Genomic DNA, 10943 nt, shown 5'->3' with positions numbered 1-10943 from the left:
TTTTCTTTTTCTTGCCTTTCTTTGCAGCCCGTGTCAAGTGGGAAACCGACGCGCACAGATTCGTGATTTTGGAGGTCCAAGAATGAAGAAGACGAAGCGAGGCAGACCGCCCAAGGATCTTGCCGGCGACGCGCAGGCGCGAATTCTCGATGCAGCCCAGCAACTGTTTCTCGAAAAAGGCTTCCGCAGCGCAAGCATCGACGACATTTCCGAACTTGCTCCCGCGAGCAAGCCGACCATCTATGCTCATTTCCCCGGCAAAGAAGCACTGTTCGCGGCCGTGGTGGCTCGCAGCATCGACGGGCTGACGGATTTTGAGGGCTTCTCGCCCGAAGGCCGCACCATCGAGGACAAGTTGATGAGCCTCGGAATCGCCATTGTCGATAGGGTTATCGAGGAGTCGCTGGGCATGGTCCGGGCGACGATCGCCGAATCTCAGCGGTTTCCCGAACTGAGCCGCAACGTCCACGACGCCGCGCGCGATCGCTCCCTGGCTGCGGTGTCGCAGTGGCTGGATAACGCCACCCAGAAGCTTGCCCGTACACCAAGGGGACCGTTCAGCGCCAAACGAAGCCGCGCCACGGCGCAGATCTTCCTTGACCTGGTCCTGCTGCCGATGCTGTTTCGCTCGCTCATCGGCGAGACGCCGAAAGACCTGAAGAAGGAGCTTCCCGGTTTCGTGCGCGAACGGGTCGGCTTCTTCCTGGCGGCGTGCGAGTCGGACTGGTACCACTAGTTGCAGGCCTGCCGTCTGATCGCGGGCCGCCCGAGCCGATCCGTCAGCGGCCCACCGCTATCTCCAGGTGCGATGCCATATCGAGCGCTTGCACCGACGGCGTGCGGCGCAACGCACCCGTACAGAAACTCAACATTTCCTCGAAACTCGGCCGAAGCGTCGTCACTCCGGTCCGCGAGGGATTGAGGTAGACATCAAGGGCCTCCAGAAGGCAGCAGGTCAATGCCATCGGACTGCCGTCCCGCAACTCCCCGTTTTCTTGACCGGTGCCGATCACTGGCCGGACCACCCCCCTGATCTGGTCCTCGTAGGCGAGGACGACGGACCAATTCTGCTGAACCGCCGAGGCCAAAAGGTCCTGCAGTCTCCGGTCCCTTGCGGGTCGACCTTCGTTACACTCGGCAATCGCCTTCAGGATTGCGGTCAGGCGCCGCAGCACCGACCCGCCGCCGCGCCCCGCCTCGGCTGCCGCGCTCACGATCTCATCGAGCAATTCACCTACGACAGCCTCCTCGATCGCCTGTTTTGAGCGAAAGAAGCGATAGATGTTGGCTGAGGACATCGACAAGCTCCGGCCGATGTCGGCCACGGTGGTCTTGTTGTGACCGATCTGACAATAGAGGGCCTTGGCTGCCCGCACGATCCTGCGGCGCCCGCCCGCATTCCTGGTCCGGTCGTCAATCTGCTCCCGCATCACGCTTCTCACGGAGCTGGCCGGTTCATGAGTTCGCGACGGCAAGCTTCGCCGAAATCGCGCAATGGATCTATTTCCTCGATGAAGTTGGGCAGATCCACAAACGTGCGATTTGGCGACAGATAGGTTTCGATGATCAGACGCCCGGTGCGCTCGGCGGCCTGAACAACCTCGTTGCTCGAGAGAATCCGCATTCGTCCCACCAGCGTATGGAGACTGACGAGCTGCGGAATTTCTGCCTGATCATTGACCAGGGCCTCGGCGTAGAGCCGTGATGCTTCCTCGATGAAGCTGCGATACAGCCGCTCACGCTTCGAGAACGAGCGGGCGTGATGACGCTCACGCAATTTACGTCGTCGGCTGAACCATCCACTCACGATGGTCGAAACCGATCCGAACGCAGAGCCGCCGAAGGCGGCCAAAGCCGGTATGTACATGGTACTCATTATGTCGCTCCTGTTTCCAGAAGGATTGATGCAATCAACGCGGATCTGATCTCGCCCCTGCGAAGCTGCTTCTATTCGGCCCTGTCTGATCCGGTGCTCGCCTGCTCGAACACTGTTTTGCACGCTTCGCTGAGGTCCGACTTCCTGAGCCGCAGACAGGCTTCTACTCCCGACGGATCGGGAATGTAGACACTGCACAGACGAAAGGCGTCGGGCGCACAGGCCGCTCTCTGCTCCGGAGTGCCACGGTTCTCCTGGGCGGACGCGGCTGAGCTCGCAGCCACGACCCCCGCGCCGATGAACAGCGCCAGCGTCAATCTCATCACGTCGAATCCTCTCACCGCTTGAAGCTTCTGGTTCGCCGGAGCGGAGCCTCGCTTCGCCGTAACGCGTTTGTGAGGCCCTTGCCTTTGACATCAACCATGAAGCATGTTTTATATGAAATATACGGTATAGTTTATTAATGAGGTCGAGAATGTCAACTCTTCTCTTCGCGTTGATGCGTGAAAACCCCTTACCGGGGCTCGCCGCGGCGTCGCTGAACGTTGTCCTCGCTTTGTGTCTCGTGGTCCTGAGCCTGCTGCTCGGCATCACGATCTCGATGGTCGCGTGGGTCCGAACCCTCGTCCGCCGGCTCAGTACCGTCAGGCTTGGCCAGGAACGGAGGACATTCGCATGACGCCAGCTCTGCTGATGGCCCGCAACAGCATCATTTACTGGTCAACGTCTGGCTTGCGCCGCTCGAATGCATGTTCGACATGATCGAGTCCGAACTGGCGCGCAGAGGCGTTGCGCCCGACGAAATCGACTATCACGCGCACACCGCGTGAGACGGCATCCGGAGTCCTGGCGTGCCGAACATCGCCGAAGTTTTGAAGTGGCAAATGCCGAGCACGCGAGCCGGCATCGCGCCCTTTGGAGTATCCGACAATGAGACTGAATTATTCCGCTGCCAGGCGACGCGTGCCGTGAACCGACGATCCCTCGAGTTCATGCGCGCGAGCCGATCGACTGATCACGGCCTTCCCTTGCGCGGCTATTTTCTTACGGTTGGCAGCGCCCTGGTCTGCTTGCTTCTGGCGACCGACTGGGTGCTGCCGGTGCAGCTCCCGGACCACTTTGCCGGACCAGATGCTGTGCGGCCTTCAATTCGCGTCCACTCCGGCCTCAAGGAACCGGAGCGCGTCGTGATCGATACCAATCAGCTCCTGCCGTCATCCGCTGACAAGGAGATCGCCGCAGCCACTACGCAGCCGGACCATGCACCCGATACGAATCAAAGCACGGGCTCGGACGTTCAAACCGACGAAGACGAGGTTTCTCCCGTGACGATGCCCCCACAACCGCGCAACAGTCTTGCACAGTCGGCGGTCGAGGACGTCTCCGGAAATTCCATTGCATTGGCTTCGCCGGAGATAACCCACAAGCTTTCTCACGTATCTGCCGAGAAACGACGGCAAGCCGCGCGGCGCGCGACACCGCATGGCACTGCGGGATCTTGCGGCTCGGCAGGCCACAGCTCTTGCAGCGATACGTTCGCCCTCACTCGCCTTTGGTAGGCGGTCGACCAATCTAAACGAGGTTCACCAATGTCGAAGAAGCATTTGTTTGCCCTGATCGTATGGTCCGCTGCGCTCACGACGACCGGCGCGGTTGCCGACGTGGCACAAAATCCCGCAGACGGGGACAGGCCGAGCGCGACGGCGCAAAGCGAAGCCGAGGACGCTGCGATCCGGCGCGTACTCACGGAATTCCGCACCATACGAGTCCCGCTCAGCCGGGCAATGGAGATCGCCGAGCGTCTGCATGACGGCTCGAAGACTGCCGACATCAGCTTTGAACTCGCCAACCCACCCGTCTACCGCGTTCGCACGATGAGAAATGAAAACGTGTGGGAGAACGCCATCGATGCAAATACCGGAAGCGTCACGGGCAAGGAGCTGGCGTCTTCCCTGAAAGAGCTCGATCGGGACGATCTCGCCAAGATGATTGCCTTGAAATGGAGCAAGCAGGAAATGTCGGATGCGGTGCAAGTCGCCGAAAGAGCTGCGGCCGGCAGTGCGCTCGCCGGTGGTCTCGTGAGACAAGAAGGCAGGCTGAATTTCGTGGTCGTCGTCGCCGCCGGGGACCATTTGAAGGAAGTGATGCTCGAGCCGCGCAAAGTTGGAAAGCAGAGCGCAAGCCAGCGCTGAAACGCGTGTTCACTTCGCAAAACTCAAGAGCAACCGCACCATGAACTTCCAGCCTCGATCCGAGCTCTTTTCCGCGCAACGACGGTTACCCTTTGACTGCATCGCGCTGCTGTTGCAAGGCGGTGGCGCGCTCGGCGCCTATCAGGCGGGCGTGTACGAAGCCTTGGCCGAAGCCAGCATTCATCCTGATTGGGTCGCCGGCATTTCGATCGGAGCCATCAACGCCGCCATCATCGCGGGCAACCCGCCTGAGTCCCGTGTCGAGCGCCTGCGCGACTTCTGGACCCAGGTCACTTCAACGGCGCCCTGGGACTTATCCGGAACACCTTTCCTTGATTGGGCGAAGAGCGACAACACGCGCAACCTCATCAATCAAATGAGCGCCGGCCTGGCAGCGACGTGCGGCGCAACCGGATTTTTTTCCGCCCGCCCCATCCCACCCTGGCTGCAGCTCGCTGGCGCCAACGATGCGACCAGTATTTACGACACACGCGCACTCAAGACGACGCTGGAGCGCCTGGTCGATTTCGATCGTCTCAATGACGGAACGACGCGCTTCAGCGCGGGCGCGGTCAACGTACGAACAGGGAATTTCGTCTATTTCGACAACACGACCCATACGATCCGGCCCGAGCATATCATGGCAAGCGGCGCGCTGCCGCCGGGCTTCCCCGCCGTGGAAATCGAGGGGGAGCACTATTGGGACGGCGGTCTCGTCTCCAACACACCGCTGCAATGGGTGATCGAGTCTGATGCCCCGCAGGACATGCTTGCGTTCCAGGTCGACCTCTGGAGCGCCCGCGGTCAACTTCCGCGCAACATGGCTGAAGTCGTCACGCGACACAAGGAGATCCAGTATTCCAGCCGCACCCGCGCCAGCACCGACCAATTCAAGCGCGTGCAGCGCCTGCGGCGCGCACTCACGGATCTGCTTGGCCGACTGCCTGACGATCTCAGCCAGCACGAGAACGTAAAACTCCTCAGCACGGCAGTGTCCCGCAACGTCTACAACATCGTCCATCTGATCTATCGCGCGCGCAATCACGAGGGGCACTCCAAGGATTACGAGTTCTCGCGCCTTTCGATGCAGGACCACTGGCAAGCCGGCTACCACGACGCGCTGCGCACGCTGCGCCATCCCGAGGTGCTCGCGCAGCCTTCGAGCCCCGACGGGGTCTTCACGTTTGATCTCGAACAAGACGGCCGCGAGTAGGCCCACCCCAGCCGCCTGGAGAGCACAAATGCGCGAGATTGACGTGAAGCGACGAGCCTTTGCAATGCCGCTGACCAACCCGGCGTATCCGCCCGGGCCGTACCGGTTCGCCGATCGCGAATACCTGATCATCACCTATCGCACCGATCCGGCCAAGCTCCAGGCGGTGGTTCCGGAGCCGCTTGAGGTCGACGTGCGAGAAGCTCTGGTCAAATATGAATTCATTCGCATGCCGGATTCGAACGGCTTTGGCGATTACACGGAAAGCGGACAGGTCATCCCCGTCTCCTTCCGCGGACGCAAGGGCGGCTATACGCATTGCATGTTCCTCAACGACGAAGGCCCCATTGCGGGCGGGCGCGAGCTATGGGGCTTTCCGAAGAAGCTCGCCCAGCCGACATTGCGAACCGAGATCGACACATTGATCGGCACGCTGGATTACGGCCCGCTCCGGGTTGCGACCGGGACGATGGGCTACAAGCATCGCGCGGCCGACTTGTCGAAAATCAAGGCGGCCCTGAACGAGCCGAACTTCCTGCTCAAGATCATCCCACATGTCGACGGCAGCCCCCGCATCTGCGAGCTCGTCCAATATCATCTCGAAGACATCGTGCTGAAGGGTGCCTGGGCCGGACCCGCGGCCCTCGCCTTGGCGCCCCACGCCCTGGCGCCCGTTGCCGACCTTCCGGTCCTGGAGATCATCTCTGCCGTCCACATCCGCGCCGACCTTACGCTCGGCCTCGGAAAGGTGGTGCACGACTATTTGCAGCAGCCGGCTCGCGGCTCGATTCGAGCCGGTGAGAACGCCTTGGTCTTTTAAGTTCAACTGGGCGTCGCGAACTCCGGCGCAGCAGCTATCGTCATTCGCATGTGTAGTGAGGAAAGTGTACGAAATGGGATTTCTGAACGGAAAGACAGCTGTCGTCACCGGCTCGACCAGCGGCATCGGCCTCGCGTGCGCGCGAACCTTTGCCGGCGCGGGCGCCAACGTCGTCATCAACGGCATGGGCGCGCCTGCCGATGTCGAGCAGGAGCGTGCCGCGATCGAACGCGATTTCACGGTCAGGGCGATCTACTCACCCGCGGACATGGCGAAGCCAAGCGAGATTGCCGAGCTCATCGCTCTCGGTGAGGATATCTTCGGCAGCGTTGACATCCTGGTCAACAACGCCGGCATCCAGCACGTTTCGCCGATCGAGGAATTCCCCGCCGAGAAGTGGGATGCGATCATCGCGATCAACCTGTCTGCCTCTTTCCATGCCATCCGCGCGGCGGTACCAGGCATGAAGAAGCGCGGCTGGGGCCGCATCATCACCACGGCCTCGGCGCATTCGCTGGTCGCGTCGCCCTTCAAGTCGGCCTATGTCGCAGCCAAGCACGGCATTGCGGGCCTTACCAAGACCGTCGCGCTGGAACTCGCTCGCTCGAAGATCACCTGCAACTGCATCAGCCCCGGCTACGTCTGGACGCCGCTCGTCGAGAAGCAAATTCCGAACACGATGGCGGCCCGGCGCATGCGGCGGGATGAAGTCATCAATGATGTCCTGCTCGCCGCGCAGCCAACGAAGGAGTTCGTCACCGCCGAACAGGTTGCTTCGCTGGCACTGTTCCTGTGCAGCGACGATGCCGCTCAAATCACGGGCGCCAACCTCTCGATGGATGGGGGCTGGACGGTCGCCTAGCCAGTTCAATTCACGGAGCTTCAATCATGTCCCCTGTCAGGCGAGCCAACCGGAACGAGACGATACGCCGTTTCCAGCTCAACCCTTCGGAAGATAACCGCCTTGCGAACGCTCTCCGCGCCTGTGAGGAGATATTCAATGAGGATGTGCTGCCAGGCGACGCCGAGTTGATGGCTCCGAGCGACTTCTACGCAGCGATGGCTCCCGGACCGTCGCGCACTTGGTCAACGGCGCACGGTGATGAGGCAAGGCTGTTTCCCTATCTCGCGGCCTGAGGGACGCTGCATCAGACAATCGGGGCGGTCGACTCAAGTCAACATCTGCAGGATTGACTTGGGAGATCATTCAATTCGAGCACCGAGCGGAGACGATCATGTCAGAGCAGAGCAACGTGCACATATCCCGGGGCGCAGTTAAACGAGCATTGGACCTATCAAGCTGAGCCATGTTCGTGTGCTAACGCCAGGCTTTGTCGTCCTGCCTCCGATTGATGCATTCGGAGTTGCGACCTTGGAGTGTCATAGCTAGCCCTTGGCATGCATCCCGATACGAACAACGAATTCAAGGCGCACGAAATCGGACAAGATCGTAAACCGGCGCACGAGATCGTAGAAATGGCGGAGAGAGTGTCAGTCAATCCCCATTGAAAGATCGGGAATTCCCGACCTTTCCAGACCAAAACCCACGATTTGAGCACCGGCCTGAAGAGCCGTTCGGTCGGCGCCGCCGCAGCTTCCGCCAAATATCGAAAACAACCCCATGCAAAGTAGCCGGCGGCCCGCCGCAACCGACGGCTTGCACCGAAACCTCGACACGTCGGGCAGATCCGCGGCACAATTTCACCATCCCACCACTCAGATGCAGTTTGACGATGTTATCCGCGGTCGCAGGAGTATCCGCGGTTACAAACCTGATCCAGTACCCAAGGCGCTGATTGCGGAAATCATTGGTTTGGCGATGCCCTTTCTGTTGTCGATGAACACCCAGCCCTGGCAACTCGTTCAATGCCGACTTAGCACAAGCTCTCAAGCAATCTCGCAACGGCCTCCGCCCCGGGGTCAGCATGCCCTGTCAACCGTTCCGCGCTGATGTAGACGGCTCTTCCAGCATGCGCCTTGGACATGGTGGCCGTCAGGTTCGCACCCTCTCTTGCTGCGCGAGCTGCGTCGTTCAGCCCCTGCGGCAAGGCATCAAGGGCGGGCAGTAGCGCGTCGATCATGGTCCTGTCACCCGGTTGCGCGCCACCCACCTCCTGCATCCTGGCCAATCCAACCTTGAGCGCGTCGATCGAGCTGTGGCCGCTTGATACCGCATCGCCTGCCGCAGCGAAGAAGATCGCGAGCAGGACACCCGACGAGCCCCCCATGGTCTGGCTGAGCTCCTGCCCCAGCGTGCGATAGAGTTGCGTGGGGTCCGACAGTGGAAGCTGACCGACGTTTTGGATCAAGGCGCTCGCCGCGCTCGCAAGGGTTGTTCCGGTATCGCCATCTCCTGCTCTGGCATCGAGCGCGTTCAGATCCGCTTCGGCGGCGATCAGCGCCTTGCAGCACCGGATGAGGAATTCCTCGGTCGCAGGATCGGCGGAAGGCGTTGGCCGCACGCGAGCCAACCCATCGGGCAAGGGCACGATGCAAGGCGCCACGAAAGGCTGAAGCCCCGGCCAGCTACGCAGTGGCGTTTCTGTGGTCAGCAGTTTTTCGTCCTCGGCGCTCAGCGAATAGAGTGTGAGCGAAAAGCCATGCATGTCGAGGGCCGTCATCATCGAGGCAGGACCAACGATATGGGACACCGCAGGGCCGAGCGCGGACTGCCGCAATTCTTGTGCAAGAACCGACATTTCAAGGGCTGTCGTAGAGCCGAGATTGTTCAGAAGCGCCGCATAGCCGCTCCCGCTCATTCTTGGGACAAGTCTCGCGACCGCGTCAGCCATGGCCTGACGTGCACCGAGATAGGGCAACTTCGCAGCGCCAGCTTCGCCGTGAATGCCAAGCCCCAGTTCAATCTCTCCCGGCCGGATTCGGTTTTCCTTGGGCGAACCGGGCACCGTGCAAGTGTCCAACGACATCCCGATACTCATGACATTGGAGGCCGCGCGACGCGCGGCCGCAGTCACGGCCTCGAGGTCGCCTCCGCTCTCGGACACTGCTCCGGCGATCTTGTGCACGAAGAGCGTTCCAGCGATACCCCGAGGACGGCTGATGTCCGGGATCGCGATATCGTCCTGGACAATCACCATGGCCACTTTCCTGCCCAGTGCTCGTGCCCGTTCAGCAGCAAGACCGAAGTTCAGGCGATCGCCGGTGTAATTCTTGACGATGAGGACACAGCCGGCAGCTCCCGTCACGGCCAGGATTCCTGCCAACACCGCGTCAACGGACGGAGAGGCAAAGACGTCGCCACATACGGCCGCCGTCAGCATGCCCGGGCCGACAAAGCCGGCGTGTGCCGGCTCATGCCCGGACCCGCCGCCGGAGATCACGGCGACGCGGGACTGATCCCAATCCGACCGCGCGATCACGCGTATGAATGGGTAACCGTCCAACCTGACAAGCTGGCCGCCAGAAGCGGCAACCAAGCCGTCAAGTGCCTCTTGAACGATGTGTTCCTTGGAGTTGATGAACTGCGCCATTCTGATCGTCTCTTGGTTTGGGCATCAGGTCGAATGCAACTCCTCGCCGGGCATCGGGAGGTGAGTGCCCGGCGAGGTGGCATGGCCGATGCCTGTGCCTGGTCCTTCAGGTGACCGGGATCACGCCATGCTTCGGTACGCACGCCGCCAGCGTCGCTGGTTCTATCCGTTGATCACGTTGTTGTAGAATTTCGCCTCGACGTCGGCCATGTCGATCGCCGCAAGGTCACTGGGCAGTGCATAAGCGTCAGCATCGGCATGAACCTTCGCCTTGTCGAACTCATTCGCTCCAGCGATGAATTCATTGGTGACATAGCGGGTGGTATCGATGTCGATACTCGACTGGCCGATGGCCTTCAGTATCTTGAAGAAATTGTCCCAGGCCGGAATGTTGTGCTCTCCCCAGCCCGCGCGTGCCGCCATATTGCCCTTGAAGGTGCGGTGAATCTGCATGAGGCTTTCTGTGCCTGCCCGCGGACCGTAGTTTGCCTTGGTCGTCGGCAACGCCTTGAAGACGATATCTGCGGCGGCGCGCGGGTTGCGGTCGGCGAATTCGCTGCCCATCGCCCAGCCCTTCAGGTACTTCTTCAGGAACTTCAGCCGATCGGGATCCTCGAGATCGGACCTCCGCACGACCAACGAATTCGACGGCAGGGGTGAGCCGCGCATGCCCAGCCAGTAGTCGAAATCGAGGCCCTTTGCGCCGAGATCAGCCCTTAGGCCCTCCCATGCGAGGCAGGCATGCCCCTGCCCGCCGGCAAGCGCAGTTGTCCAGGTCGGCCAGCCCGCCTCGACATAGGTGATCTTCTTGGGATTGACGCCGACGGCGGCGAACATTGGGTCGCAGATCGACTGCCAGGCGGCGGACCCCAGAAGCACGGTCTTGCCTTCGAGCTGTTTCAGATCCTTCACTCCCTCGCCTTTGCGGAAAGCGACGTTGAAGAGATCGAGACAACCGCTGCCGAAGACCGAGACGAGGTCCATCCCCGCGTTGACTGCGAACGACAGGACGCCCGGCGAGGGAAAGCCGATGTCGGCCTGTTGCACCGCCAGGAATTTCACCACCGCGGTCCCGTCTGAGGGGCCTGGCTCCATACCGGTCTCTACCCCAAGGTCACCGAAGTAGCCCATCTTCTTGGCCACCCAGTAAGGGTAGTCGTCCATCACCTCGATCGTGCCGCGCGGCGAAATCCAGGTGAAGGGTGATTTGTAGGGCTTGGCCTGGGCCGGGCCGGGGTTCAGCAGGCCGCCGCCGAGAACGGTGGTGGTCACAAGGCCGGTGGCGCTGACTTGCAGCAGCCGCCGACGTGTCATCATTTGGTGAGCCATAGGGTCTCCTCCCTCGTTGGTT

Annotated in this window: 13 protein-coding genes and 1 pseudogene; 9 read left to right on the top strand and 5 right to left on the bottom strand. The window is 61.2% G+C overall.

The window, feature by feature from the left end; genetic code table 11:
- The first annotated feature begins 82 nt into the window (after window positions 1-82).
- Complete coding sequence (locus tag ACVMIH_RS02610; protein ID WP_141340178.1) at window positions 83-736, top strand: TetR/AcrR family transcriptional regulator; 654 nt, start codon at window positions 83-85, stop codon at window positions 734-736.
- Window positions 737-779: 43 nt separating this feature from the next.
- On the opposite strand, the gene ACVMIH_RS02605 is transcribed toward ACVMIH_RS02610, so the two are convergent.
- The 3 genes from ACVMIH_RS02605 to ACVMIH_RS02595 form a co-directional block, all read right to left on the bottom strand.
- A complete protein-coding gene (locus ACVMIH_RS02605) occupies window positions 780-1430 on the bottom strand; it encodes a TetR/AcrR family transcriptional regulator (RefSeq protein WP_316399091.1) in 651 nt (216 codons plus the stop codon).
- Window positions 1431-1438: 8 nt separating this feature from the next.
- Window positions 1439-1876 carry a hypothetical protein gene (locus ACVMIH_RS02600; RefSeq protein WP_168857422.1) on the bottom strand — a complete coding sequence of 146 codons (438 nt, stop codon included), beginning with the start codon at window positions 1874-1876 and terminating at the stop codon, window positions 1439-1441.
- 71 nt (window positions 1877-1947) lie between these two features.
- On the bottom strand, window positions 1948-2199 hold the full coding sequence (locus ACVMIH_RS02595) for a hypothetical protein (protein WP_456860625.1): 252 nt from the start codon (window positions 2197-2199) through the stop codon (window positions 1948-1950).
- Window positions 2200-2351: 152 nt separating this feature from the next.
- Here ACVMIH_RS02595 and ACVMIH_RS02590 point away from each other — a divergent pair, with 152 nt between their 5' ends.
- The 8 genes and pseudogenes from ACVMIH_RS02590 to ACVMIH_RS02555 form a co-directional block, all read left to right on the top strand.
- Window positions 2352-2555: a hypothetical protein gene (locus ACVMIH_RS02590; RefSeq protein ID WP_141340181.1), complete on the top strand. Its 204-nt coding sequence runs from the start codon at window positions 2352-2354 to the stop codon at window positions 2553-2555.
- A 172-nt stretch (window positions 2556-2727) separates the two neighbouring features.
- Complete coding sequence (locus tag ACVMIH_RS02585; protein ID WP_456860623.1) at window positions 2728-3435, top strand: hypothetical protein; 708 nt, start codon at window positions 2728-2730, stop codon at window positions 3433-3435.
- Window positions 3436-3465: 30 nt separating this feature from the next.
- Window positions 3466-4068: a PepSY domain-containing protein gene (locus tag ACVMIH_RS02580; protein ID WP_229189051.1), complete on the top strand. Its 603-nt coding sequence runs from the start codon at window positions 3466-3468 to the stop codon at window positions 4066-4068.
- Between the two features lie 40 nt (window positions 4069-4108).
- Window positions 4109-5281, top strand: a complete 1173-nt coding sequence (locus ACVMIH_RS02575; RefSeq protein WP_229189052.1) for a DUF3734 domain-containing protein — start codon at window positions 4109-4111, stop codon at window positions 5279-5281.
- 28 nt (window positions 5282-5309) lie between these two features.
- Entirely contained in the window at window positions 5310-6101 is a 792-nt protein-coding gene (locus ACVMIH_RS02570) for an acetoacetate decarboxylase (protein WP_229189101.1), read from the top strand.
- Between the two features lie 73 nt (window positions 6102-6174).
- Entirely contained in the window at window positions 6175-6963 is a 789-nt protein-coding gene (locus ACVMIH_RS02565; protein WP_456860621.1) for a 3-hydroxybutyrate dehydrogenase, read from the top strand.
- A gap of 26 nt (window positions 6964-6989) precedes the next feature.
- On the top strand, window positions 6990-7238 hold the full coding sequence (locus ACVMIH_RS02560; RefSeq protein WP_456827375.1) for a hypothetical protein: 249 nt from the start codon (window positions 6990-6992) through the stop codon (window positions 7236-7238).
- 583 nt (window positions 7239-7821) lie between these two features.
- Window positions 7822-7956, top strand: a pseudogene (locus ACVMIH_RS02555) (nitroreductase family protein); the annotation flags it as partial.
- A 19-nt stretch (window positions 7957-7975) separates the two neighbouring features.
- On the opposite strand, the gene ACVMIH_RS02550 reads toward ACVMIH_RS02555, so the two are convergent.
- Both ACVMIH_RS02550 and ACVMIH_RS02545 read right to left on the bottom strand, forming a co-directional pair.
- A complete protein-coding gene (locus ACVMIH_RS02550; protein WP_456827373.1) occupies window positions 7976-9592 on the bottom strand; it encodes a dihydroxyacetone kinase subunit DhaK in 1617 nt (538 codons plus the stop codon).
- A 162-nt stretch (window positions 9593-9754) separates the two neighbouring features.
- Window positions 9755-10921 carry an ABC transporter substrate-binding protein gene (locus ACVMIH_RS02545; protein ID WP_229189056.1) on the bottom strand — a complete coding sequence of 389 codons (1167 nt, stop codon included), beginning with the start codon at window positions 10919-10921 and terminating at the stop codon, window positions 9755-9757.
- Window positions 10922-10943 lie beyond the last annotated feature (22 nt).

The organism is Bradyrhizobium sp. USDA 4503 (genome assembly GCF_054055815.1).
This window is presented reverse-complemented; position numbering and strand designations above follow the sequence as displayed.

Excerpts from the sequence above, each read along its gene's own strand:
- ACVMIH_RS02610 (WP_141340178.1), top strand. The coding sequence starts at position 83 with ATGAAGAAGACGAAGCGAGGCAGACCGCCCAAGGATCTTGCCGGCGAC.
- ACVMIH_RS02605 (WP_316399091.1), bottom strand. The coding sequence starts at position 1,430 with ATGCGGGAGCAGATTGACGACCGGACCAGGAATGCGGGCGGGCGCCGC.
- ACVMIH_RS02600 (WP_168857422.1), bottom strand. The coding sequence starts at position 1,876 with ATGAGTACCATGTACATACCGGCTTTGGCCGCCTTCGGCGGCTCTGCG.
- ACVMIH_RS02595 (WP_456860625.1), bottom strand. The coding sequence starts at position 2,199 with ATGAGATTGACGCTGGCGCTGTTCATCGGCGCGGGGGTCGTGGCTGCG.
- ACVMIH_RS02590 (WP_141340181.1), top strand. The coding sequence starts at position 2,352 with ATGTCAACTCTTCTCTTCGCGTTGATGCGTGAAAACCCCTTACCGGGG.
- ACVMIH_RS02580 (WP_229189051.1), top strand. The coding sequence starts at position 3,466 with ATGTCGAAGAAGCATTTGTTTGCCCTGATCGTATGGTCCGCTGCGCTC.
- ACVMIH_RS02575 (WP_229189052.1), top strand. The coding sequence starts at position 4,109 with ATGAACTTCCAGCCTCGATCCGAGCTCTTTTCCGCGCAACGACGGTTA.
- ACVMIH_RS02570 (WP_229189101.1), top strand. The coding sequence starts at position 5,310 with ATGCGCGAGATTGACGTGAAGCGACGAGCCTTTGCAATGCCGCTGACC.
- ACVMIH_RS02565 (WP_456860621.1), top strand. The coding sequence starts at position 6,175 with ATGGGATTTCTGAACGGAAAGACAGCTGTCGTCACCGGCTCGACCAGC.
- ACVMIH_RS02560 (WP_456827375.1), top strand. The coding sequence starts at position 6,990 with ATGTCCCCTGTCAGGCGAGCCAACCGGAACGAGACGATACGCCGTTTC.
- ACVMIH_RS02550 (WP_456827373.1), bottom strand. The coding sequence starts at position 9,592 with ATGGCGCAGTTCATCAACTCCAAGGAACACATCGTTCAAGAGGCACTT.
- ACVMIH_RS02545 (WP_229189056.1), bottom strand. The coding sequence starts at position 10,921 with ATGGCTCACCAAATGATGACACGTCGGCGGCTGCTGCAAGTCAGCGCC.